Genomic DNA, 24602 nt, shown 5'->3' on the forward strand with positions numbered 1-24602 from the left:
AGGAGGCCTTGGCCGGTTGAGGTGTGATCGGGCCGGACTTCGCCGGCCCAAGCCCAGGCTTAGTCGCCCAGCGTAGCCACCAGAATGGCCTTGATGGTGTGCATGCGGTTCTCGGCCTGTTCGAAGGCGATGCAAGCCTCGCTCTCGAACACGTCCTCGGTCACCTCGATGCCGTTGGCCAGTTCCGGATATTGCGCGGCGATTTCCTTGCCCACCTTGGTTTCGCTGTTGTGGTAAGCCGGCAGGCAGTGCATGAACTTCACTTGCGGGTTTTCCGCGGCGGCCATCAGCGCGCTGTTCACCTGATACGGCTTCAACAGACGGATGCGCTCGGCCCACACTTCTGCCGGCTCGCCCATGGACACCCAGACGTCGGTGTGGATGAAGTCGGTGCCCTTGACGGCTTCCTTGGCGTCTTCGGTCAGCGTGATGCGGGCGCCGGTGCGCTTGGCGATCTCACGGCACTCGGCCACCAGTTGGTCGGCCGGCCACAGGTGCTTCGGCGCGCCGATGCGCACGTCCATCCCCAGCTTGGAGCCGATCACCAGCAGCGAATTGCCCATATTGTTGCGGGCGTCGCCCAGATAGGTGTAGCTGATCTGAGAGATGGGCTTGTCGGTGTTTTCCCACATGGTCAGCACGTCGGCCAGCATCTGGGTCGGGTGCCATTCGTCGGTCAGGCCGTTGTAAACCGGCACGCCGGCAAACTTGGCCAGCTCGTTCTCCACCATGTCCTGGTCGAAGCCGCGGTATTCGATGGCGTCGTACATGCGGCCCAGCACGCGGGCGGTGTCTTTCATCGACTCCTTGATGCCGATTTGCGAACCGGACGGCCCGAGGTAGGTGACGTTGGCGCCTTGGTCGTAGCAAGCCACTTCAAAGGCGCAGCGGGTGCGGGTGGAGGTTTTTTCAAAGATCAGGGCGACGTTCTTGCCCTTGAGGTGTTGCTGCTCGGTGCCGGTATATTTGGCGCGTTTCAGGTCGCGGGCCAGGTCCAGCATGTAACGGATTTCACGCGGGGTGAAGTCCAGCATTCTCAGGAAGTTACGGTTGCGCAGATTGAAAGCCATGATATTGCTCCTGATTAGAGTCTGGGCAAGCCGGCCGTCGCTCCCTATGGAGCCGGCGGTCAACCTGTCTTATTGCACACAAACGGTATGAATTTTTTCGCCCCGGCCGGACTCGCCGGCCGGGAAAAACAGCTTTACACCTTCACTTCGTCGCGGATGATTGGGCAGGTCATGCAGTGGCCGCCGCCGCGGCCGCGGCCCAGTTCGGACGCCGGGATCTCGATCACTTCCACGCCGTGCTCGCGCATCAGGCGGTTGGTATAGGTGTTGCGGTCGTAGGCCACCACCACGCGGCGATCCAGCGCCACCACGTTGTTGCCGTCGTCCCACTGCTCGCGTTCGCGCTGGTAGGCGTCGCCGCCAGTCTGGATGACGCGGATTTCCTTGAGGCCCAGCGCCTGGCGCACCACTTCCACCAGTTTCACGCCCTCATGGCGCTCGAAGCGGATTTCGCCTTCGCGGTCGCCTGCATACATGCTGGTGCAGGTGATTTCGTCCACCACATCCGGGAATACCGACAGCAGGTCGATGTCGAGGAAGCTGAACACCGTGTCCAGGTGCATGGCGGCGCGCGATTTCGGCATCTGGCAAGCGATGACACGCTTGGCGCCGCCTTCCTTGTGCAGCACGCGCTTGGCCACTTGCACCACGGCTTGCGGGCTGGTGCGCTCGCCCATGCCGATCAACACCACGCCGTTGCCGATAGGCATCACGTCGCCGCCTTCCAGCGTAGCCGGGCCGTGATCGCTGTCGCAGCCGCCCCACCAGATGTTCACCTTGCCGGCGAAATACGGGTGGAACTGGTAGATCGATTGCAGGATCAGCGTTTCCTGGCGGCGGGCCGGCCAGTACATCGGGTTCAGTGTCACGCCTTCATAGATCCAGCAGGACGGGTCGCGCTGGAACAGGCTGTTGGGGATGGGAGGCAGCACGAAGTCGGAGCGATCCAGATAGCCGCCGAACAGGCCTTTCGGGTCGAACGGCAGTTCGAACTTGGCGATGCCGCCCACCAGGTGATCGGCCAATTGCGAAGACGGCATTTCGTTCAGCCAGCTGCGCAGATCCTGCAGCATGCCGATACCCACGTTGTCGGTCTTGATCTTGCGGTCCAGGATCCAGTTGCGGGCGGCCTTGTCGTCCAGCACCTTGGCCAGCGCGTCGTGCACTTCGATCACTTCGATGCCGCGGGCGCGCATCTGCTCGACCATGTAGCCGTGGTCTTTCTGCGCGCGCTCCACCCAGATCACGTCATCAAACAGCAGATCGTGGCAGTTGTCCGGAGTCAGGCGCTTATGGGCGAGTCCGGGACGACACACCATCACGGTTCGCAGCTTGCCACACTCGGAATGAACACCAAACTTGGTCATAACGATACTCCTTGAGTCTTGTTTGACTTCAGGGGCGGGCGATCCGCCCCCACGACTGGTTTCGAAATCTTTCGCTTACAGACCGATCTGACCGACCGCCAGCATGTAGACGGCGATCACCGCCAGCACCACCACGATGGCAGCCAGCACGGCTTCTATCAGGTTGAACGGCTTCCGGCCCTGCTCTTTCTTGGCCCACAGGTAGAACAGCAGGCCCGGCGCGTACAGCACCATGGACAGGAACAGATATTTGGGACCGGCGGCGTAGATCAGCCAGGCGCCATACACTGTGGCCAGTGCGGCGGTCCAGAATTCCTTGGCGGTGCTTTCACCCTGGGCGTAGCCTTCGCCGCGCTTGGCCACCAGCAAGGAGTAGCCGGCGCACAACAGGTAAGGAATCAGGATCATCGAAGTAGCCAGCGACAACAGCGCGAGGTAGCCGGCCGAGCTCTTCAGCGTGATCAGCAGGAACAGCTGGATCAAGCCATTGGTCAGCCACAGCGAGGCGGCCGGGGTTTCATTGGCGTTGAGGGTGCCGAACACCTTGGGCATCACGCCGTCCTTGCCGGCGAGGTAAGGCGCTTCGGCGGCCAGCAGGGTCCAGGCCAACAAGGCGCCGCCGACCGAAATCACCAGACCGGCATTCATCAGGTTGGCGCCGAAGGTGCCGAAAGCCTTTTGCAGCACATAGGCGGTGGACGGGTTCTTCAAGGCGGCCAGTTCCGGCTGGGTCATCACGCCCAGCGACAGCACCGACACGGCGACCAGGAGCGCGATGGTCAGCAGGAAGCCGATCACGGTCGCCTTGCCCACATCCTTCATGCTTTCGGCGCGGCCGGAGAACATCGAAGCGCCTTCGATGCCGATGAACACCCACACCGTCACCAGCATGGTGCTCTTCACTTGATCGACAATCGTGCCGAGCTTGGCGTTGCCCCAGAAATCCAGATTGAAGGTATCGACCTTGAAGGCGAATATGATCAACACGATGAACAATGCCAGCGGCACCAGCTTGGCCACCGTGGTGACCGTGTTGATGAAGGCCGCGCCATGCACGCCGCGCAGCACCAGAAAGTGCAGACACCACAGCACGACGGAGGCGCAGATGATGGCGGTGGGCGTGTTGCCGTCGCCGAAGGCCGGAATCCAGAAGCCCAGGGCCGAGAACATCACCACAAAGTAAGACACATTGCCGATCCAGGCGGAAATCCAGTAACCCCAGGCCGAGTTGAAGCCCATATAGTCACCGAAACCCTCCTTGGCGTAACCGTAGACGCCGCCCGACACCTCCGGTTTGCGCGAGGCCAGCATCTGGAACACGAAGGCCAACGCCAGCATGCCGACGAAGGTGATGGCCCAGCCGATCAGGATGGCCCCGGCGCCCGCCCCGGCCGCCATGTTCTGCGGCAGCGAGAAGATGCCGCCGCCTATCATGGAGCCGACGACCAGCGCCGTCAGCGCGCCCAGCTTCAGCCTGGGCGATCCGCCCTCGGCCACGCCGGCTTGGGTTGCAGTTTCAGTAGACATTTTCATTCTCCGATCAGGGATGTAAACCGTTATTCATTATTAAATTCTTATCATCTGAAATTATGGTATACCCCGCTAATTCAGGGTCTCCAGACGAGTCGGCGGCTCGATTGACTTACATCAAGCGCCCATGATGGACAAAGTGCCGACCTACGGCGGATGCGACCAAAGCTTGCAACAAGGCGTCATGCGGTACGGCGGAAAGTCATAAAAACAGCGGCCGGCTCAGCGACAACATTCAAGATAGAAAGTCTGAATGGAAAGAAAAGGCGGGATGGCGGATAACATGATCCAGCGCAAAAACTGAGGAAAATTTACAAATCGATCATGGACTTGAAGGATAGCAGGCGCTACCCCACGCGGCTGGAGAAAAAAAAGGCGGATACGGCCCACCACCGTATCCGCCAACACACACATCAAGAGGAAATGCCAAAACTACGGGAATGAATCCTTACTTGCCCGGCTTGTTGATGTTCCTGAAGATCACCCAAACCGCGCCGATCACTACCAGTGTAGCCACCACTATCGTCAACAGACTGAGGCGGCCCACATCGTCCGATACCATCAGGGTCAGCAACTCCATCGTGTTCTCCTCGCAGGTTCCGCGCCTTAGCGCCCTTGCCAACGACATAATAACCACTTTGCAGATATTGAAATTGACCCATATCAATCCCATGCGCACTGGCATGACAAACAAAAAACCCCAGGGCTATGCCTGGGGTTTTTCATATACAGATCAGCAGCTTGTCTACTTTCCGCCGCCCATATCCTTGGCCAGGAAGAAGGCATCGGAAAAGAACTCATCCTCCGGCAAGCCGCGCTCACGCGTGAAGGTGCCGTGCGCCGCCTCCACCATCACCGGCGCGCCGCAGGCGTACACCTGGTGCCCGGACAGATCGGAGAAGTCTTCCAACACCGCCTGGTGGACGAAGCCGGCGCGGCCCGTCCAGTTGTCTTCCGGCAAGGCTTCCGACAGCACCGGGATATATTGGATGTGAGGATGCGCGGCGGCCCAGCCTTCGGCCAATTCCGCCATGTACAAATCCGCCTTGGTGCGGGCGCCCCAATAGAAAGCCATCGGCCGGGTGATGCCATGCCGGATGGCATGCTCGATGATGCCCTTGACCGGCGCGAAGCCGGTGCCGCTGGCGATGAAGACGATGGGCTTGTCAGACTCTTCGCGCAGGAAGAACGATCCCATCGGCCCCTTGAAGCGCATGATCTCGCGCTCCTTCATCTGATGGAACACGTACTCGGAGAACGAGCCGCCCGGCTGATGGCGGATATGCAGTTCGAGGAAAGCATCGTCGTGCGGCGCATTGGCGATGGAGAAGCTGCGCTTCTTGCCATCCTTCATCAAAATATCAATGTATTGGCCGGCGCGGAACTGCAGACGCTCCGACACCGGCAGCTTCAGTTTCAGCACCGCCACGTCGTGGATTTTCTCGATCTTTTCCACGCGACACGGCAGCGTCTTGATCTGAATGTCGCCCATGCCGGTCACTTCGCGCACTTCGATGCTGACATCGCCCTGCGGCCGCGCGCAGCAGAACAAAGCCATGCCCTGAGCCTGCTCGGCCGAGGTCAAGGCCTTTTCCTGGAAACCGTCCTGGCTGACCTCGCCCTCCACGACCTTGCCTTTGCAAGCGCCGCAGGCGCCGTCGCGACAACCGTATGGCAGGCCCACGCCCTGACGCAGGGCGGCCTCAAGAATCGTTTCGTGCGCTTCCACACCGAATGTATGCCCGCTCGGGAGCACTTTCACTTGGCAAGTCATGTCGTATCTCAATCCTGAATTCTGGCTAAAATGCACACCATGCCTACCTTGCTCATCATAGGTGCCGGCGATGTCGCCCGGCGCGCCCTCCCCCTGCTGCTGCGCTGCTGGCGGGTATTGGTCCTCTGCCGGACAGAAGAAGCCGCCGCGCGCTGGCGCGCGCTGGGCGCCCAGCCTATGCTCGGCGATCTGGACAACGCCGCGAGCCTGAAGCGGCTGGCCGGTTTGGCCGACGCCGCGCTGCTGACCGCCCCGCCTCCGCCTCGCGGCAAAAGCGACCCGAGAATGCGCAAGTTGTTGTACACGCTGGCAAAAGCGGACAGCATACCACAGCAATGGGTGTACATCAGCACCAGCGGCGTATATGGCGACGCCGCAGGCCGCTGGCTGGATGAGACCGCGCCGCTGCGGCCGCACAACGAGCGCGCCTGGCGACGGGCCGACGCCGAAGCGGTCTTGCGCCGCTTCGCCATCCGTCATGGCTGCGCGCTGACCATACTGCGCGCGCCCGGCATCTACGCCGACGACAGGCTGCCGCTGTCGCGCCTGTTCAATCAAACGCCGTTGATCGCGGATGCCGAAGACAGCTGGAGCAACCACATCCACGCCGACGACCTGGCGCGGCTGTGCGTGGCGGCTTTGTCGCGCCGCCACGGCATACGCGTCTACAACGCCTGCGATGCGCAGCCGCTGCCGGTCAGCCGCTGGTATCGGGCGCTGGCCGAAACGCTGGACCTGCCCTGCCCGCCACAGCTGCCGCGCGAAGCGGTCAAGGCCAGCGTTTCGCCGCAGCAATGGTCTTTTCTGGGCGAGTCGCGCCGGCTGGACAACCGCCGCGTCCTGCGCGAGCTTGGCGTCTCGCTGCGCTGGCCCAGCGTGCTGGATTATCTGGCGGCATTGCGACAAGACTCGGCCCGGCGCGCGGCAATACTCGCAAGCCAGGCCGAGATTCGGTAACATCGCGGTTTTTTTGAGTTTTCAGCAGGCCAGCAAAATGGAAAATCCGGATTTCAAACGCTCGATACGCAGCTTTGTGCTGCGGCAGGGCCATTTGTCCACGGCGCAACAACGCGCCATGGACGAAGGCATGCCCAAATGGGGCATTGAGTACCGCCCCGAGGCGATCGACCTGGAACAGGCCTTCGGCCGCGCCGCGCCGAAAATCCTGGAAATCGGCTTCGGCATGGGCGGCGCCACAGCCGAAATCGCCGCGGCCAATCCGGACAAGGACTATCTGGGCATAGAAGTGCACGGCCCCGGCGTCGGCAATCTGTGCAAGCTGATCGCGGAAAAGGAACTGACCAACCTGCGGCTGATGCGCCACGACGCGGTGGAAGTGCTGGACAATATGCTGCCTGACGGCTGCCTGGACGGCGTGCATATTTTCTTCCCGGACCCGTGGCATAAAAAACGCCACAACAAACGCCGTCTGATCCAGGTGCCGCTGGTGGCCAAGCTGGCCAGCAAGCTGAAGCCCGGCGGCTACTTCCACGCGGCGACAGACTGGGAAGACTACGCCATCCAGATTCTGGAAGTGCTGAACGGCAACGCCGATCTGGAAAACACGGCCGACGGCTATGCGCCGCGCCCGGACTACCGCCCGCTGACCAAGTTCGAAGCGCGCGGCATCAAGCTGGGCCACGGCGTGTGGGATGTGATCTTCCGCCGCAAGTAAGCCAGTCCGGAACCGCTCCGCAACGACCCGCCGACGCGGGTCGTTTGCCTTTTGCGCGGCCTATCGCGCCAGCAAGGCCTTGATGTCGTCCACCAGCTCATGCGGCTCCACCGCCGGTTCGTAGCGCTTCACCACCCTGCCGCGGCCATCGATCAGAAACTTGGTGAAGTTCCATTTGACCGGATGAGGATGGTCGGAATCGGCCTGGGTCAGCCAGCGCCACAGCGGGTGGGCGGCTTCGCCATTGACTTCCAACTTGGCGAACAGCGGAAAGCTCACGCCGAAGCGTCCCAGGCAAAAGGCGACGATTTCCTCCTCGCCGCCCGGCTCCTGGCCGCCAAATTGATTGCAAGGGAAGCCGAGCACGCTGAAGCCCTGCCCGGAAAAATAATCGTGCAGCTCCTGCAGTCCGGCATATTGCCGGGTATAGCCGCATTCGCTGGCGGTATTCACCAACAAGGCCACGGTGCCCGCGTAGGCGGAAAGCGCCTGTTCGGCGCCGTCCGCCCGCTTCGCGCTAAAATCGTAGAGCGTGGTCATGGCATCCTCCGTCCCGTATAATGCCGCAGCCTGCAAGGCAGCCGCCTGCGACCCTGATTCCTGAGCCGGATGCCGCGACGCGATCACGCCGCCATCCGCTCCGTTACCGCCCGAGGTCTTCACCGATGTTGTTCAACCCCAGCCGCCAGGACGCCCGCCGTTTCTTCTTCGACACCTGGAGCAAGTCCAAGTCCGGCCAGCCCTTGTCCGATCTGGAACAAATCGTCCTATCCATTCTTATAGACCACCCGGAGTATCATCCCATCCTGGAAAATCCTGATGCCTTCATGGAGCAAGAGTGGACGCCGGACATGGGGGAGACTAATCCCTTCCTGCATCTGGGCCTGCACGTGGCCATCGCCGAGCAGCGCTCCATCGATCAGCCCTTCGGCATCCGCGCCTTGTATGCCCAGCTGGCGCTGCGCCACGGCGACGAACACCGCGCTCAGCATGAGTTGATGGAGTGCCTGGGCGAGATGATCTGGCATGCCCAGCGCTATGGCGGCGGACCGGACGTCAACCGCTACATTTCCTGCGTGCGCGGCAAGCTGGGCATGGGCGAAGAAGAGCAGCCGCGGGTCAATCCCAACGATATCCCGGATTAAAGCCTGCCCGCGGCGCTTAACATCCAACTCGCATCAACAGGCTCGTAGCCCCACCGTCACGCCAGACGGTTGGCCGGCTCGCCGCGGACAAAGGCCTCGATGTTGTCCGCCAGCTGCGCCGCCAAGCGGCGCATCGCCTCGCCGCTGGCCCAGCCGACGTGCGGCGTGACGATCAGATTCGGCAACCTGGCCTTCAACAGCGGATTGTCCAGCGCGGGCGGCTCCACGCTCAGCACGTCGAAGCCGGCGCCCCCGAGTTGGCCGTACTTCAGGGCTGCCACCAGATCGGCCTCGTCCACCAGGCCGCCGCGCGCGGTATTGATCAGGATGGCGCCGGGCTTCATCGCCATCAGCTCCGGCTGGGCGATCAGGCCGCGCGTCTCATCGGTCAAGGGGCAGTGCAGCGAGATCACGTCGGCGCGCGCCAGCACCTCGCCGAACGGCGTCCGGCCCTCCCTCGCCTGCGCCAAGCCTTTGCGCTCGGCAAACAGCACCTCCATGCCAAAGGCCCGCGCCATGCCCGCCAGCTGGCTACCGATGCCGCCGGAGCCGACAATGCCCAGCACCGCGCCGCGCATCTCGCGGATGGGCGCGCCGAAATGGCAGAACTGCTTGGCCTGGCTCCATACGCCGGCGGCGACGTCGCGCTGGTAGGCCGGCAGATTCTTCATCAACGCCAGCATCAGCGTCAGGGCGTGCTCGGCGACGGTATGGTCGCCATAGTGACGGATATTGCACACCGCGACGCCGCGCTCGCAGCAGGCTTCCAGATCGACGTGGTTATAGCCGGTGGCGGCGATGGCGATCAGCTTAAGGCGCGGCAGCCGGGCGATGGTCTCGCGCGACAGCCGCACCTTGTTGCTGATGACGATATCGGCCTCGATGGCATGATCGACGATCTGTTCAAGCGAAGTGGCGGGATATTCGCGATAATGGGCGGGAAAGCTGAAAACGGGAACCGGGACAGGCAGGCTGTCCCGGTCAAGAAACACGACGTTGAGAGTCATTGCGTGGCGGTCATCGCTCGAAGGTGATCAAATCCCGATAGGCATGCCAGCTGGCCAGCGCCAGCACCGGCATGATGATGATCAGGCCCAGATAATAGGTGGCGAAACCCACCACCGTCATCGCCACAATGATAGCGGCCCACACGCCCATCGTCAGCACATTGCGGTACACCGCCCGCACGCTGGCGATCATGGAGGTGACGGCATCCACATCCTTGTCCAGCAACAGCGGTATCGATACCACGCTGACCGAGAACACCAACTGGGCGAACAAGAAACCGACGGCGAAATAGGCGATCAGGAATTCCAGATTTTCGGCGTGGAAAGCATCGGCGACGATCTCGTTCAGATTCGGCAGCGCGGCTGTGTCGTAGAACAGCGCGAACATCAATAAAGACACGCGAAACCATCCGAACACCAACACGGCCAGCAACACGGCATAGAGGCTGAAACCAGGCATGTTGACGCGCCAAGAGGTCACGCTGTGCAGCAGCTTGACCCTACCGTGGCCATCAAACGCTTCCATCTGCTTGGCGATGTCGTACAGGCCGATGGCCAGAAACGGGCCGGCGAGCAGGAAAATGGTGGCGAAAGTAATCACCAGCTCCGGCGCCTGATCGACATAAGCCCCCAGCAAATACCCCATCAGCACGAATATCGCGCCATAGAACAGGCAATCGGCAGGGGCCTTCTGGAAGTCGCGGAAGCCCTTGCGCAACCACTGCAGGGCTTGCGCCGGCTCCACCTTGCGCGGCACCGGGCGCACCTGTGGCGTTTCATGATCATGATCGTGATGTAGCACATCCATGGCACACCCCCTTGGGTTGCATAAAGATTACAGGTAACGAGGCCTGAATTTCGTTATATGCCAAGCACGGGAAAACACAAAGCCGGCGGCCGGCTGCTACAATCGCCGAGTTGCAACCATTTGCGTGAAGGAATCAGCATGAGCGAATTGATCATCGAAGAACTGGCACTCGGCGAAGGCGCCGAAGCCGTGGCAGGACAGGAAGTCACCGTGCATTACACCGGCTGGCTGACCGACGGCACCAAGTTCGACTCCAGCAAGGATCGCATGCAGCCGTTCAGCTTCCCGCTGGGCGCCGGTTACGTGATCAAGGGTTGGGACCAGGGTGTTCAGGGCATGAAAGTCGGCGGCAAGCGCAAGCTGACCATCCCGTCCGAACTCGGCTACGGCGCGCGCGGCGCCGGCGGCGTGATCCCGCCGCACGCCACGCTGGTATTCGAAGTGGAGCTGCTGCAGGTGGGTTAAGCGGCGCCGCAGCCAGCAAAAAGGCCATCTCATTGGAGACGGCCTTTTTCTTTGGACGAAAATGCGCTTATTTTTTGACGCAAGCCATGCGGCGGCGGCGGTACCATACAAAACCCACCCCCAGCAGCAGCAAGGCCACTACGCTCAGGATGCCGGCCTGGCCTCTATGCACCATCATCATCAGCCAGTCGCGGTTGGCCGCGCCGTAGTAGCCCAGATAGACCCATACCGGCACCGAGATCAGCGCGGCGAAGCCATCCATCAACAGGAAGCGCCAATAAGGCACGCGACGGGTCATGCCGGCCGTGATGAAGATGGGGGAACGCAGCCCCGGCAGGAAGCGGGCGACAAACAGCACCCAGTTGCCGTATTTCTCGAATTTTTCCTGCACCGCCTCGAAGCGCTCCTGCGTCAGGATGCGGGAGATGGGTTTGAAGCGCAGCACTTTTTCGCCGAAGATGCGCCCAGCCATGAACATGCAGCCGTCGCCGACCAGCACGCCGGCCATGCCGACCACGAACATATAGTGCACATTGGTGTAACCCAGGCCGGAAATCACGCCGCCGGCAACCAGGGTGATGTCTTCCGGAATCGGCACGCCAAACCCGCAAACCAGCAGCACCGCGAACACGGCGACATATCCGTAGCCGGTGAAGAAGTCTAAAAGTATCTGCAGAGTATCCATCGTTGTTCCGTCTGTCGGCGATCAAGTCAGGGCGACATGGCGGCGGCAGGTCGGCTAAAGTCCAAGCACGGGGGTGTATAATAGCACACCTCCCCTTCACGCTTTCTTGACATGACTCGTCCTATCCGGCTGGAAATCTCCCTCTCGGCCATTCGCCACAATTTTCTGTTTACCCGCCAGCATGCCCAAGCCCGCAAGCTGTTCGCCGTGATCAAGGCCGACGCCTACGGCCATGGTGTATTGGACACAGCAAAGACGTTGGCCGACTTGGCCGACGGTTTTGCCCTGCTCAATTTCGAAGACGCGGCGCGCTTGCGCGATGCAGGCATCGATCAACCCATCGTATTGCTGGAAGGTCCGTTCGACGCGGCCGAAGCCGCGGCAATGGGCGGCTACCGCATCGGCGGCGCCGTCCATTCACAAGAACAGATAGCCTGGCTGGCCAAAGGTTCCGCCGAACGCCCAGTCGAGGCGTGGCTGAAGGTCAACAGCGGCATGAATCGGCTGGGTTTCCGCCCGCAACAGGCCCACGACGCGCTGGCGAGCTTGCGCGCCCTGCCCATGGTCCGCCCCGCGGCGATCATGACCCACTTCGCCAGCGCCGACGACGATTACGGCGTGGCCGAGCAATGGGCCCACTTCGCGCCCATCGCCGCGCAAAGCGGCCTGCCGGTCAGCGCCGCCAACTCGGCCGCCCTGTTGCGCCACCCGCACACCCACGGCGACATCGGCCGTCCCGGCATCGTGCTGTACGGCGCTTCGCCGTTCGAAGACGCCACCGGCGCCGAGCTTGGCCTGAAGCCGGCGATGACGCTGTCCGCAGACATCATAGGCGTGCAGCAGCTGCAAGCCGGCGACGCCGTCGGCTATGGCCGCCGCTTCATCGCAGACCGCCCCATGCGCATCGGCATCGCCGCCTGCGGCTATGCCGACGGCTACCCGCGCATCGCCGCCAACGGCACGCCGGTGGCGGTGGATGGAAAGGCCAGCGCCACCGTCGGTCGGGTATCGATGGACATGTTGGCAGTCGACCTGAGCCACCTGCCGCAAGCCGGCATCGGCAGCCGCGTCGAGCTGTGGGGCCCGCAAGTGCCGATTGAAAAAGTGGCCGCCTGCGCCGGCACCATCAGCTACGAGCTGATGAGCGCGGTCATGCCGCGGGTGCCGCGGCTGTTGAAGGATTGAGCGCGGCGCAAGATCAAAAAAAATGCCAACCCGAGAGTTGGCATTTTTTCTGCTGAGACAGACAGAATCAGACCACCACCGCCTCGATCGCCTTGGCGATGGCGCTGGCCCAAGTATCGGCCAGTGTCTTGTCGTCGGCTTCCACCATCACGCGCACCACGGGCTCGGTGCCGGACGGACGCAAGACGACGCGGCCGCGGCCATGCAGCGCGGCCTCGGCTTCGGCCAGCGGCGCGGCGGCGGCGGCCTTCCAGTCGCAACCGTTATGGCGCACATTGATCAGCGTCTGCGGGAATGGTTGCCAGTCGGCGCAGATCTCGGCCAGGCTCATGCCCAGTTGCTGCACCGCGGCCAACACCTGCAGGCTGGAGATGATGCCGTCGCCGGTGCTGTGCTTGTCCAGGCACAGGATGTGGCCGGACGCCTCGCCGCCCACCTGCCAGCCGTCGGCATGCAGCATTTCCAGCACGTAGCGGTCGCCTACCTTGGCGCGGCCGAACGGCACGCCTTGCTTCTGCAGCGCCAGTTCCATCGCCATATTGGTCATCACCGTGCCGACCACGCCGCCCTTCAGCGCGCCGCAGGCCGCGCGGGCCTTGGCGATGACGTAGATCAGTTGGTCGCCGTCGTAGACGCGGCCCGCCGCGTCCACCATGATCAGCCGGTCGCCGTCGCCGTCCAGCGCGATGCCGAAGTCGGCCTGATGCTCCAGCACCGCCATCTGCAGCGTCTTGGGATACGTCGCGCCGACGCGCTCGTTGATGTTGTAGCCGTTGGGCTCGCAACCGATTTCCACCAGCTCGGCGCCCAGCTCATGGAACACCTTGGGCGCGATGTGGTAGGTGGCGCCATTGGCGCAATCGACTACCAGCTTCAAGCCCTTCAGGCTCATCTCGTTGGGGAAGGTGCTCTTGCAGAATTCGATGTAGCGGTCGGCGGCGCCTTCGATGCGGCGGGCGCGGCCCAGCTCCAGCGAGGCGTTGGTAGCCATAGGCTGATCCAGCATCGCTTCGATTTCCAGTTCCAGCGCGTCGTCGAGCTTGTTGCCGCCCTCTGCGAAGAACTTGATGCCGTTATCGTGGAAGGGGTTGTGCGATGCCGAGATCACCACGCCGGCCTCCAGGCGCAGCGCGCGGGTCAGGTAGGCGATGCCCGGCGTCGGCAGCGGACCGGTCAGCAAAACGTTCACGCCGGCGGCGGTGAAGCCGGCCTGTAGCGCGGCCTCCAGCATGTAGCCGGAGATGCGGGTATCCTTGCCGATCAGCACGGTCGGACGGCTGTCCTTGTCATGATCGACCAACACGCGCCCGGCGGCATAGCCGAGCTTCATCACGAATTCTGGGGTGATCGGAAACTTGCCGACCTCGCCGCGCACGCCATCGGTGCCGAAATATTTGCGACTCATTATGTTCTCTATCTTCGGTTGGGGACCGATATTCAGACCGTTCCGGTCAATCCAGACGGTATTTTGCCATCAAGCCCAGCGTGAAAACCAGTTTCAGATCAAGATTCCCGCAGCGCCTGCCATAGCTGCAAGGCCTGGCGCGTCGCCTTGACGTCGTGCACGCGGATCACCGCCGCGCCTCGCCGCGCCGCCTCCAACGCGGCCGCCACGCTGGCGCCCAGGCGTTCCGCAGGTTCGGCCTCGCCGGTGATCGCGCCCAGCATGGCCTTGCGCGATAGCCCCACGAGCAGCGGGGCGCCGGCGATGCGCTCCACTTCATCCAGACGCTTGAGCAGCGCCAGATTATGTTCCAGCGTTTTGCCGAAGCCGAAACCCGGATCAACCAGCAGCCTTTCGCGGGCGATGCCCGCATCCAGGCATAGCTGCGCGCGCCGTTTCAAATACTCCGCCACCTCCGCCACCACGTCGCCATAGGCTGGCTTGTCCTGCATGGTGTCCGGATTGCCCTGCTTGTGCATCAGGCAAATGGCAGCCTGGCTTTGCGCCGCCACCTGCAGCGCGCCCTCATCCTCCAGCGCCGATACATCGTTGATCAGGTCCACCGCATCCAGAGCCAGCGCCTCGCGCATCACTTCGGCGCGGCGGGTGTCCAGCGACAGCGGCGCGCCGAGATCGCGCAGTTTCTCCAGCGCCGGCAGCACGCGCGACATTTCTTCCTGCGGGCTGACGAAAGGCGCGCCAGGACGCGTCGATTCGCCGCCGATGTCCAGAATGTCCGCGCCTTCGGCCAACATCGCCTCCGCGCGGCGCAAGGCGTCTTCCAGACGGTTGAAACGGCCGCCGTCGGAGAACGAATCCGGCGTGACATTCAGGATGCCCATCACCAGCGGATGGGACAGATCGAGCGTGAAACGCCCGCACAACAAGGTTTTCATCTTAATCTCGCGTTCCAGATACCCTGACAAAACAGCGGGCAGTAATGCAAAACCGGGCAAGCCCCTTAAGGCTTGCCCGGTTGGAGACAGAGACGGGGTCAGACTTCCTGCGCTGGATCCGATGTGGCGGACGAAGCGGACGGCTCGGCGGGCTCCGCCGGCTTGGCTTCCGGCTTGGCGGCAAAACCCGAGCCCGGCTTGGGCGGACGCGGCGGCTTGCCGTCCATGATGTCGTTGATCTGCTCGGCGTCTATGGTTTCCCACTCCAGCAGGGCGGCGGTCATGGCCTCCACCTTGTCGCGGTTCTCTTCCAGCAGGCGGCGCGCCAGCGCGTACTGCTCGTCGATGATGCGGCGGATTTCGGCGTCCACTTGTTGCAGCGTAGCTTCCGACAGGTTCTTGTGGGTGGTGATGGAGCGGCCGAGGAAAACTTCACCCTCGTTCTCGCCGTAGACCATCGGGCCCAGTTTGTCGGACATGCCGTAGCGGGTGACCATGTCGCGCGCCATCTGCGTCGCGCGCTCGAAGTCGTTGCTGGCGCCGGTGGTCATCTGGTTCATGAACAGCTCTTCGGCGATACGGCCGCCGAACAGGATGGCCAGACGGTCCATCAGGTAGCCGCGGTCATAGGCGAAGCGGTCCTGCTCCGGCAGCTGCATGGTCACGCCCAGCGCGCGGCCGCGCGGGATGATGGTGACCTTGTGCACCGGGTCGGACTTCGGCAGCAGCTTGGCGACGACGGCGTGGCCGGACTCGTGGTAAGCGGTGTTGCGCTTCTCTTCCTCGGTCATCACCATGCTGCGACGCTCGGCGCCCATCATGATCTTGTCCTTGGCGGACTCCAGGTCTTCCATGTCCACCAGACGCTTGTTGCGGCGGGCGGCGAACAGCGCGGCTTCGTTGATCAGGTTGGCGAGGTCGGCGCCGGAGAAGCCCGGCGTGCCGCGCGCGATCACCTCGGCGTTGACGTCGGCGGCGATCGGCACCTTGCGCATGTGCACGTTGAGGATTTGCTCGCGGCCGCGGATATCCGGCAGCGGCACGATCACCTGGCGGTCGAAGCGGCCCGGGCGCTGCAGCGCCGGGTCCAGCACGTCCGGACGGTTGGTGGCGGCGATCACGATCACAGTGGAATTGGTGTCGAAGCCGTCCATTTCCACCAAGAGCTGGTTCAGCGTCTGCTCGCGCTCGTCGTTGCCGCCGCCGAGGCCGGCGCCGCGCTGGCGGCCGACCGCGTCGATTTCGTCGATGAAGATGATGCACGGAGAGTTCTTCTTGGCCTGCTCGAACATGTCGCGCACGCGCGCCGCGCCGACGCCGACGAACATTTCGACGAAGTCGGAGCCGGAGATGCTGAAGAACGGCACCTTGGCTTCGCCGGCGATGGCCTTGGCCAGCAACGTCTTACCGGTGCCCGGCGAGCCGGCCAGCAGGATGCCGCGCGGAATGCGGCCGCCCAGGCTCTGGTAGCGGGAAGGATCGCGCAGGTAATCGACGATTTCCTTCACTTCTTCCTTGGCCTCGTCGCAGCCGGCCACGTCGGCGAACATCACGGTGTTCGCGTCCTGGTCCAGCATGCGCGCCTTGCTCTTGCCGAAGGAGAACGCGCCACCCTTGCCACCGCCTTGCATCTGGCGCATGAAGAACACCCACACGCCGATCAACAGCAGCATCGGGAACCAGCTGATGAAGATGCTCATCAGCATGGACGGCTCCTCCTCCGGCTTGGCGGAGAAGCGCACATTGTTCTTGATCAGGTCGTCCACCAGTTGGGGATCGTACGGAGCGAAAGTGGAGAAGGCGGTGCCGTCGGTCAGCTTGCCTTTCAGCCACTGGCCGCGCAGCGGATGACCTTCTATGGTCAGGGACTGCACCTTGCCGGACTCGACATCGCTGACAAACTGCGAGTATTCGAGCTGGTTCTGGGTGTCCTGGCGCTTGCTGAACTGATTGAACACCGTCATCAGCACCAAGCCGATGATCACCCAGATGGCGATGTTTTTGCCGATATTGTTCACGAGTAGCGGACTCCTCTGTGCCCTGACTTTATTGGTTGCTTGTACGTTAAATGGCTACGATTGTACGCTCCGCGCCCATTCGTGTCAGCGGCGATGCTTGCCCAGCAGATAGATTTCGCTGGAACGGTCGCGTGACGCCTTGGGTTTGCGGGTGACCACCTCGCCGAATAGCTCGCGCATGGCTTTGAGGTAATCCTGAAAATCGCTGCCCTGGAACACTTTGACGAGAAAGTGGCCGCCGGGTTTCAAATGATCGCGCGCAAAATCCAGCGCCAGCTCGCACAGGAGGAAACTACGGGCCTGATCGATGGCGCTCATGCCTGACATATTGGGTGCCATATCGGAAATTACAAGATCCAGCGCGCGGCCGCCCAATAATTGCTCGAACTCGCGCAACACCGCTTCTTCGCGGAAGTCGCCCTGGATGAAGTCGACGCCGGGCACCGGATCCATCGGCAGAATATCGAGCGCGAACACCTTGCCCTTGTCGCCGACGATGCGCGCCGCCACCTGGGACCAGCTGCCCGGCGTGGAGCCCAGATCCGCCAGCACGACGCCGGGGCGGATCAGTTTATCCTTGTCGTTGATCTCCAAGAGCTTGTAGGCGGCGCGGGCGCGATAGCCGTCTTTCTGCGCCATTTGCACATATTGGTCGTTGACGTGTTCCTGCAACCAGGCGTTGCTGCTCTTGCTTCTTGCCATCTCGGCGCTTTCTGTGGTCTCAATGCTCAGGATAGCCGATGGACCCGCGGCGCACGGCGCTATCCTGTTGTTTTTCGGTTAATTCAGGCCCAAATTTGGGGCGGAGGGGCAAATTCTAGTAGAATCGCGTTTTGCTTTGAATTCCGTATTTCCATGAAAATTGAAATCAAGCCGTTTCAGCGCAAGTACCTGCAAGGTCTGGCGCACGGCATCGACCCGGTGGTAATGATCGGCAACAACGGCCTGACCGAGTCCGTAGTGCGCGAAATCGCCATCAATCTGGACGCCCACGAACTGATCAAGGTTCGCGTGCTCGGCGACGATCGCGAAGCCCGCGTCGCCATGTTCGAGCAGATCTGCGACGAGCTGGGCTGCGCCCCGGTTCAGCATATCGGCAAGCTGTTGGTGCTGTGGCGCCCCAGCGACAAGCAGCGCATTCCGCTGCCGAAAAACAAGCAGGCGATGAAGGACTGAGTCCATTTGCCGGCAAACAAAAAGCGGTGGCCCAGCCACCGCTTTTTTGTTGCCTGCGCGGCACAGCGCCGGCCGTCCAGGCGCGCGGCGCTTACTCGCTGCGCCAGATAAAAGCCAGGCCGAGCAGGCTCTGCACCAGGTAGATCAGGCTGGAAATGGCGTGCCAGGTGGCGAAGCCGCCGCCGAACAGGCCCTCGGCCGCATGGTTCATCTGCTGTTTCAGCGTAACGATGATCGGCGCCACGCCAAACTGGTTGATCAGCGTGCACGCCAGCATGCCGACGATAAGCCAGAACGCGCCCTGCTTCAAGCCGGACACGCCATTGCGCCACACCAGGTCCACCATCAGGAACACGCCGCACACCAGCCCAACCCAGGCGATGACGGCGAACAAACGCCCGGCCACCATGCCGGCGGTCACCGCGTCCAGCGTTTTGAACAGCACCGGCGCCACGATCAGGCCGATTACCCACAAACCGCCAATCCAGAAAGTTTTGGCGAAAGCACGCAAGCCGTCCATTTTTCCCCCAGCAACAGAAAGCCGCTCATGAAAAACGCGCGATCAGGCGTCGCGCGCGGTTCGGATTCAGGTCAGATGTACTTGACGTCGAGCACTTCGTACTCGCGGATGCCGCCCGGGGCCACCACTTCGGCCACGTCGCCGGCTTCCTTGCCGATCAGGGCGCGCGAGATCGGCGAGTTCACCGATACCTTGCTGACTTTGATGTCGGCTTCGTCGTCGCCGACGATCTGGTAGGTCACGTTCTCTTCGGTTTCCAGATCCATCAGTTCGACGGTGGCGCCGAACACCACGCGGCCATCGGCGTCCAGCTCGGCCGGATTGATGATCACGGCGTTGGACAGCTTGGCTTCCAGCTCGGCGATGCGGCCTTCGACAAAGGCCTGACGTTCTTTGGCCGCGTCGTATTCGGCGTTTTCCGACAGGTCGCCATGAGAACGCGCCTCGGCGATCGCCTCGATCACCGCCGGACGCTCCACGCTCTTCAGGCGTTGCAGTTCTTCCTTCAGAAGCTCGGCGCCGCGTACAGTCAACGGGACTTTGGTCATTACAGTATTCTCCACAGGCGGTTGTCCGCCTTTATCAAAAGCACAAGCCGCCGTACAGGACGGCGGCTTGCACAAGCGGGTTTGAGCGGAATTGTAACGGCAAATCGCCTCCGCATCAAAGCCTACCGACGGACTGCTACCCTCAACCCGCGATCTGCGCGTGCAATTGCTGCACGCTGTACACATCGAAGGCCTCGGCGTGCTTCATGCCCACGCACACCGCCTTGGCGGCGGACAGCGTGGTGTACTGCGGCACGCGCGCCTGCAGGGCGGAACGGCGGATGGAATGGCTGTCCTGGATCGCGGTGCGCTTCTCATCCACCGTGTTGATCACCAGATCGATTTCGCCGTTCTTGATCATGTCCACGATGTGCGGGCGGCCTTCGTTCACCTTGTTGACCACCTGCACGATCAGGCCGGCTTCGGTCAGGTGCTTGGCGGTGCCGCGGGTGCAGCAGATGCCGAAGCCCAGACGCTGCAGCTCGCGCGCCACATCCACCGCGCCGTTCTTGTCGCCGTCGCGCACCGACAGGAACACCTTGCCGGTCTTGGGCAGGCGATCGCCGGCGCCCAGCTGCGCCTTGACGTAGGCCTCGGCGAAGGTTTTGCCAACGCCCATCACCTCGCCGGTGGACTTCATTTCCGGCCCCAGGATGGTGTCCACGCCCGGGAACTTGATGAAGGGGAAAACGGCCTCCTTCACCGCGTTGAACGGCGGGATCACTTCCTTGGTGAATCCCTGCTCGGCCAGACTGATGCCGGCCATGGCGCGGGCGGCGATCTTGGCCAGCGGCGCGGAGGTCACCTTGGAGACGAAGGGCACGGTGCGCGAGGCGCGCGGATTCACTTCCAGCACGTAGATGGTGTCGCCCTGGATGGCGAACTGCACGTTCATCAGGCCGACCACGTTCAGCGCGCGCGCCATCGCCTCGGTCTGGCGGCGGATCTCGTCCTGCAGCGCCGGGAACAGGCTGTACGGCGGCAGCGAGCAGGCGGAGTCGCCGGAGTGGACGCCGGCTTGCTCGACGTGCTGCATGATGCCGCCGATCACCACGTTCTGGCCGTCGGACACGCAGTCGACGTCCACTTCGATGGCGTCGTTGAGGAAGCGGTCCAGCAGCACCGGGCTGTCATTCGACACCTTCACCGCTTCGCGCATGTAACGCTCCAGATCGGCCGGCTCGTGGACGATTTCCATCGCGCGGCCGCCCAGCACATAGGAGGGGCGCACCACCAGCGGGTAGCCGATCTCGTCCGCCAGCTTCATCGCCTCGGCCGGCGCGCGCGCGGTGCGGTTCGGCGGCTGCTTCAGGCCCAGCTCGTTCAGCAGTTTCTGGAAGCGCTCGCGGTCCTCGGCGGCGTCAATCATGTCCGGCGTGGTGCCGATGATGGGCACGCCGTTGGCCTCCAGCGCGCGCGCCAGCTTCAGCGGGGTCTGGCCGCCGTACTGGACGATGACGCCGAACGGCTTCTCGATGCGGCAGATTTCCAGCACGTCTTCCAGCGTCAGCGGCTCGAAATACAGGCGGTCCGAGGTGTCGTAGTCGGTGGACACGGTTTCCGGGTTGCAGTTGACCATGATGGTCTCGAAGCCGGATTCGCGCAGGCTGAGCGCGGCATGCACGCAACAGTAGTCGAACTCGATGCCCTGGCCAATGCGGTTCGGCCCGCCGCCCAGCACCATCACCTTCTTGCGGTCGGACGGGTTGGATTCGCACTCTTCCTCGTAGGTGGAGTACATATAGGCGGTATTGGTGGCGAACTCGGCGGCGCAGGTGTCCACGCGCTTGTACACCGGGTGCAGGCCCAGCGCCCAGCGCTTGGCGCGCACGGCGGCTTGGTCGGTTCCCAAGAGTTCGCCCAGGCGGCGGTCGGAGAAGCCCTTGCGCTTCAGACGGCGCAGCTCGGCGTAGTCCATGTCCTCGACCTTGCGGCCGGACAGCGCCTTCTCCTCGCCGACGATGTCTTCGATCTGGGCCAGGAACCACGGGTCGATCTTGCTGACGGCGTGGATGTCGTCGCGGCTCATGCCGATGCGGAAGGCGTCGGCCACGTACAGGATGCGCTCCGGCCCCGGCGCGCCCAGCTCGTGGCGGATAGCGGCTTCGTCGGTGGTCACCGGGTCGAAGCCGGCCAGGCCGGTTTCCAGGCCGCGCAGCGCTTTCTGCATCGATTCCTGCAGCGTGCGGCCCATCGCCATCACTTCGCCCACCGACTTCATCTGGGTGGTCAGGCGGTCGTCGGCCTGCGGGAATTTTTCAAACGCGAAACGCGGAATCTTGGTGACCACGTAGTCGATGGACGGCTCGAACGAAGCCGGGGTGGCACCGCCGGTGATGTCGTTCTTCAATTCGTCCAGGGTGAAGCCCACCGCCAGCTTGGCGGCGATCTTGGCGATCGGGAAGCCGGTGGCCTTGGACGCCAGCGCGGAGGAACGCGACACACGCGGGTTCATCTCGATCACGATCATCTCGCCGGTGGCCGGATTGGTGGCGAACTGCACATTGGAGCCGCCGGTATCCACGCCGATCTCGCGCAGCACCGCCAAGCTGGCGTTGCGCATGATCTGGTATTCCTTGTCGGTCAGCGTCTGCGCCGGGGCCACGGTGATGGAGTCGCCGGTGTGCACGCCCATCGGATCGAAGTTTTCGATGGAGCAGATGATGATGCAGTTGTCGTTCTTGTCGCGAACCACTTCCATCTCGTATTCCTTCCAGCCCAGCACCGACTGCTCGATCAGCAGCTCATGGGTGGGGGAGGCCTCGAAGCCGCGCTCGCAGATGGCGACGAATTCTTCCTTGTTGTAGGCGATGCCGCCGCCGGAGCCGCCCATGGTGAAGGACGGACGGATTAGCGTGGGGAAGCCCACCTTGGCCTGCGCCTCCAGCGACTCTTCCATGGTGTGGCAGACGAAGGACAGCGGGCAGGACAGGCCGATCTTGGCCATGGCTTCCTTGAAGCGGCCGCGATCCTCGGCCTTGTCGATGGCGTCTTCGGTGGCGCCGATCAGCTCGACTTTGTATTTTTCCAGGACGCCGTGCTTGGCCAGGTCCAGCGCGCAGTTCAGCGCGGTCTGGCCGCCCATGGTCGGCAGGATGGCGTCCGGGCGCTCCTTGGCGATGATCTTTTCCACCACCGGCCAGCTGATGGGCTCGATGTAGGTGACGTCGGCCATGTCCGGGTCGGTCATGATGGTGGCCGGGTTGGAGTTGACCAGGATGACTTTGTAGCCTTCCTCGCGCAGCGCCTTGCAGGCCTGGGCGCCGGAGTAGTCAAACTCGCAGGCCTGGCCGATGACGATCGGGCCGGCGCCAATGATCAGAATGCTTTTGATGTCGGTACGCTTTGGCATGGCTTCTACTCTTTGATGACTTGTATTTTCCGGCCGCGCCGCACCCGGCGACGCGGCATGTTCACTATTGGCCTTACAGGCTGGCCGCCGCCAGCTTGGCGCCGAATCCGACGAAGATGGCCCCCACCGAGCCGCCCAGCGCCGCCGTCAGCTTGCGGCGGCGGCGGAAAGCCGCGGCCAGCTTGTCGCCCAGCAGGATCAGCATGGACAGATTGGCGATGCTGCAGCACTGGACGATGGCGCCCAACGCGGCGAAGGTGACAGCCGGGTGCGGATAGGCTGGATCGACGAACTGCACGAAGAACGATACGAAGAACAGGATGGCCTTCGGGTTCATCAGGCTGATCAGCAGCGCCTTGCGGTAAGGGTGGCCTCCGGACAACGGCGACGCGGCCGAGGCGGACTCTTCGCCGCGGCGCGCGCGGCGCCAGGCCAGGATGCCGGACTTCAGCATGTTGACGCCTAGCCAGGCCAGATAGCCGCCGCCGATGTACTTGACCACCGCGAACAGCGCCGGATTGGCCTGCAGCAGGCCAGCCGCGCCGGTGGCCGCCAGCGTCATCAGGATGAAGTCGCCGCTAACCACGCCGCCGGCGGCGGCGAAGCCCGCGCGCTTGCCGCGCTGCGCCGCCACCGACAGCACGTACATGGCGTTCGGCCCCGGCAGCAGGATCACGATCAGCGTGCCGATCAGGTAGGTGGTAAGGTCGGTAATGCCCAACATGATTCGACTCCGCCCTTACTGCCGTTCCGCCATCGCCGCGATGAAGCGGTCGAACAGGTAGGCGACGTCCTCCGGTCCCGGGCTGGCTTCCGGGTGGCCCTGGAAAGAGAAGGCCGGGCGGTCGGTCAGCGCGATGCCCTGCACCGTACCGTCGAACAGCGAGCGGTGGGTGACGCGGACATTGGCCGGCAGGCTGGTTTCGTCCACCTGGAAGCCATGGTTCTGGCTGGTGATCATCACGCGGCCGCTGTCCAGGTCTTGCACCGGGTGGTTGGCACCGTGGTGGCCGAACTTCATCTTGGAAGTGGCGGCGCCGGTAGCCAGGCCCAGCAACTGGTGGCCCAGGCAGATGCCGAATACCGGCAACTTGGTTTCCAGAATCTCGCGGATGGCGGAGATGGCGTAGCCGCACGGCTCCGGGTCGCCGGGACCGTTGGACAGGAACACGCCATGCGGATTCATCGCCAGCACATCGGCCGCCGGCGTTTGCGCCGGCACGATGGTCAGCTGGCAGCCGCGCTCGGCCAGCATGCGCAGGATGTTGTGCTTGACGCCGAAGTCATAGGCCACCACGTGATAGCGGGTGGACGACTGCACCTGGTAGCCCGCGCCCAGCTTCCATTCCTTCTCGGTCCAGGCGTAGGGTTTCTGGCAGCTGACCACCTTGGCCAAGTCCTGGCCGGCCATGGAGCCGAAGCCGCGCGCCAGCTCCAGGGCTTTGGCCTCGTCGATGTCGCCGGCCATGATGCAGCCGGCCTGGGCGCCCTTCTCGCGCAGGATGCGGGTCAGCTTGCGGGTGTCGATGTCGGCGATGGCGACGACATTGTGCTTTTTCAGGTAATCGGACAGCGAATCTTCGGCGCGGAAGTTGCTGTGCAGCAACGGCAAATCGCGGATGATAAGCCCGGATGCAAAAACGGCGCGGGATTCGGTATCTTCCGAATTCGCGCCGACATTGCCAATGTGGGGATAAGTGAGAGTGACGATCTGCCTGGTATAGGAGGGATCCGTCAGGATCTCCTGGTAACCGGTGATGGCGGTATTGAATACCACCTCACCCACCGTATGGCCGGTGGCACCGATAGCACTACCTTTGAAAAGCGTGCCGTCAGCCAAGACAAGGATTGCGGGGAGGTTTGACACTGGCTGGCTCCTGTTGCTTTGCCTGGGCGCTTACACAAAAACCGGCTGCGCCGGTTTCTGGTTTCACACC

The 24602-nt window shown here is 62.9% G+C and carries 24 protein-coding genes; 6 read left to right on the forward strand and 18 right to left on the reverse strand.

What is annotated here, in order from left to right; translation table 11 throughout:
- Nucleotides 1-59: 59 nt before the first annotated feature.
- The 5 genes from BI343_RS06830 to BI343_RS06845 form a co-directional block, all read right to left on the reverse strand.
- Nucleotides 60-1070: an ornithine carbamoyltransferase gene (locus tag BI343_RS06830; protein WP_043621798.1), complete on the reverse strand. Its 1011-nt coding sequence runs from the start codon at nt 1068-1070 to the stop codon at nt 60-62.
- 134 nt (nt 1071-1204) lie between these two features.
- A complete protein-coding gene (locus BI343_RS06835; protein ID WP_071109159.1) occupies nt 1205-2437 on the reverse strand; it encodes an arginine deiminase in 1233 nt (410 codons plus the stop codon).
- Nucleotides 2438-2512: 75 nt separating this feature from the next.
- A complete protein-coding gene (gene arcD / locus BI343_RS06840) occupies nt 2513-3964 on the reverse strand; it encodes an arginine-ornithine antiporter (protein WP_071109193.1) in 1452 nt (483 codons plus the stop codon).
- A 451-nt stretch (nt 3965-4415) separates the two neighbouring features.
- Nucleotides 4416-4547 (reverse strand): DUF3149 domain-containing protein, encoded by a 132-nt coding sequence (locus BI343_RS19580; protein WP_106077621.1) that lies wholly within the window; start codon nt 4545-4547, stop codon nt 4416-4418.
- 165 nt (nt 4548-4712) lie between these two features.
- The gene (locus BI343_RS06845; protein WP_043621805.1) at nt 4713-5741 is read right to left on the reverse strand and encodes a CDP-6-deoxy-delta-3,4-glucoseen reductase; all 1029 of its coding nucleotides are present in this window, start codon (nt 5739-5741) and stop codon (nt 4713-4715) included.
- Nucleotides 5742-5780: 39 nt separating this feature from the next.
- On the opposite strand from BI343_RS06845, the gene BI343_RS06850 reads away from it, so the two are divergent.
- Nucleotides 5781-6698: an NAD(P)H-binding protein gene (locus tag BI343_RS06850; RefSeq protein WP_071109194.1), complete on the forward strand. Its 918-nt coding sequence runs from the start codon at nt 5781-5783 to the stop codon at nt 6696-6698.
- 37 nt (nt 6699-6735) lie between these two features.
- A complete protein-coding gene (gene trmB, locus BI343_RS06855) occupies nt 6736-7416 on the forward strand; it encodes a tRNA (guanosine(46)-N7)-methyltransferase TrmB (RefSeq protein WP_071109160.1) in 681 nt (226 codons plus the stop codon).
- Between the two features lie 60 nt (nt 7417-7476).
- Here the strand turns inward: trmB and BI343_RS06860 are convergent, their stop codons facing one another.
- Complete coding sequence (locus BI343_RS06860; protein ID WP_071109161.1) at nt 7477-7956, reverse strand: glutathione peroxidase; 480 nt, start codon at nt 7954-7956, stop codon at nt 7477-7479.
- A 125-nt stretch (nt 7957-8081) separates the two neighbouring features.
- Between BI343_RS06860 and BI343_RS06865 the strand changes: the two genes are divergently transcribed.
- Nucleotides 8082-8561: a DUF1841 family protein gene (locus BI343_RS06865; protein WP_199154701.1), complete on the forward strand. Its 480-nt coding sequence runs from the start codon at nt 8082-8084 to the stop codon at nt 8559-8561.
- Nucleotides 8562-8617: 56 nt separating this feature from the next.
- On the opposite strand, the gene BI343_RS06870 is transcribed toward BI343_RS06865, so the two are convergent.
- Nucleotides 8618-9568, reverse strand: coding sequence for a D-2-hydroxyacid dehydrogenase (locus tag BI343_RS06870; RefSeq protein WP_071109162.1), 951 nt, complete (start codon nt 9566-9568; stop codon nt 8618-8620).
- 10 nt (nt 9569-9578) lie between these two features.
- Nucleotides 9579-10376 (reverse strand): DUF2189 domain-containing protein, encoded by a 798-nt coding sequence (locus BI343_RS06875; protein ID WP_043621817.1) that lies wholly within the window; start codon nt 10374-10376, stop codon nt 9579-9581.
- Between the two features lie 138 nt (nt 10377-10514).
- Here BI343_RS06875 and BI343_RS06880 point away from each other — a divergent pair, with 138 nt between their 5' ends.
- The gene (locus tag BI343_RS06880) at nt 10515-10841 is read left to right on the forward strand and encodes an FKBP-type peptidyl-prolyl cis-trans isomerase (protein WP_071109163.1); all 327 of its coding nucleotides are present in this window, start codon (nt 10515-10517) and stop codon (nt 10839-10841) included.
- Between the two features lie 67 nt (nt 10842-10908).
- Here the strand turns inward: BI343_RS06880 and BI343_RS06885 are convergent, their stop codons facing one another.
- The gene (locus BI343_RS06885) at nt 10909-11526 is read right to left on the reverse strand and encodes a DedA family protein (RefSeq protein WP_043621823.1); all 618 of its coding nucleotides are present in this window, start codon (nt 11524-11526) and stop codon (nt 10909-10911) included.
- 111 nt (nt 11527-11637) lie between these two features.
- Between BI343_RS06885 and alr the strand changes: the two genes are divergently transcribed.
- Nucleotides 11638-12711, forward strand: coding sequence for an alanine racemase (alr, locus tag BI343_RS06890; protein WP_071109164.1), 1074 nt, complete (start codon nt 11638-11640; stop codon nt 12709-12711).
- A gap of 67 nt (nt 12712-12778) precedes the next feature.
- Here the strand turns inward: alr and glmM are convergent, their stop codons facing one another.
- From glmM to rlmE, 4 genes are all read right to left on the reverse strand, one after another.
- Nucleotides 12779-14116 (reverse strand): phosphoglucosamine mutase, encoded by a 1338-nt coding sequence (glmM, locus tag BI343_RS06895; protein WP_071109165.1) that lies wholly within the window; start codon nt 14114-14116, stop codon nt 12779-12781.
- A gap of 98 nt (nt 14117-14214) precedes the next feature.
- Complete coding sequence (gene folP / locus BI343_RS06900; protein ID WP_071109166.1) at nt 14215-15051, reverse strand: dihydropteroate synthase; 837 nt, start codon at nt 15049-15051, stop codon at nt 14215-14217.
- A gap of 98 nt (nt 15052-15149) precedes the next feature.
- Nucleotides 15150-17069, reverse strand: coding sequence for an ATP-dependent zinc metalloprotease FtsH (gene ftsH / locus BI343_RS06905; protein ID WP_043621836.1), 1920 nt, complete (start codon nt 17067-17069; stop codon nt 15150-15152).
- 84 nt (nt 17070-17153) lie between these two features.
- Nucleotides 17154-17771 carry a 23S rRNA (uridine(2552)-2'-O)-methyltransferase RlmE gene (gene rlmE, locus BI343_RS06910; RefSeq protein ID WP_071109167.1) on the reverse strand — a complete coding sequence of 206 codons (618 nt, stop codon included), beginning with the start codon at nt 17769-17771 and terminating at the stop codon, nt 17154-17156.
- Nucleotides 17772-17924: 153 nt separating this feature from the next.
- On the opposite strand from rlmE, the gene yhbY reads away from it, so the two are divergent.
- Nucleotides 17925-18245 (forward strand): ribosome assembly RNA-binding protein YhbY, encoded by a 321-nt coding sequence (yhbY, locus tag BI343_RS06915; RefSeq protein WP_043621842.1) that lies wholly within the window; start codon nt 17925-17927, stop codon nt 18243-18245.
- 91 nt (nt 18246-18336) lie between these two features.
- Here yhbY and BI343_RS06920 read toward each other — a convergent pair whose 3' ends face one another.
- The 5 genes from BI343_RS06920 to carA form a co-directional block, all read right to left on the reverse strand.
- Nucleotides 18337-18765 carry a DUF4149 domain-containing protein gene (locus tag BI343_RS06920; protein ID WP_043621845.1) on the reverse strand — a complete coding sequence of 143 codons (429 nt, stop codon included), beginning with the start codon at nt 18763-18765 and terminating at the stop codon, nt 18337-18339.
- A gap of 71 nt (nt 18766-18836) precedes the next feature.
- Entirely contained in the window at nt 18837-19313 is a 477-nt protein-coding gene (greA, locus tag BI343_RS06925; protein ID WP_043621847.1) for a transcription elongation factor GreA, read from the reverse strand.
- A 142-nt stretch (nt 19314-19455) separates the two neighbouring features.
- Entirely contained in the window at nt 19456-22665 is a 3210-nt protein-coding gene (gene carB / locus BI343_RS06930; protein WP_071109168.1) for a carbamoyl-phosphate synthase large subunit, read from the reverse strand.
- 73 nt (nt 22666-22738) lie between these two features.
- Nucleotides 22739-23389: a leucine efflux protein LeuE gene (leuE, locus tag BI343_RS06935; RefSeq protein WP_071109169.1), complete on the reverse strand. Its 651-nt coding sequence runs from the start codon at nt 23387-23389 to the stop codon at nt 22739-22741.
- A gap of 15 nt (nt 23390-23404) precedes the next feature.
- Complete coding sequence (gene carA / locus BI343_RS06940) at nt 23405-24532, reverse strand: glutamine-hydrolyzing carbamoyl-phosphate synthase small subunit (RefSeq protein ID WP_071109170.1); 1128 nt, start codon at nt 24530-24532, stop codon at nt 23405-23407.
- Between the last annotated feature and the right edge of the window lie 70 nt (nt 24533-24602).

It is taken from the genome of Chromobacterium amazonense (genome assembly GCF_001855565.1).
Classification (GTDB): Bacteria; Pseudomonadota; Gammaproteobacteria; order Burkholderiales; family Chromobacteriaceae; genus Chromobacterium; species Chromobacterium amazonense.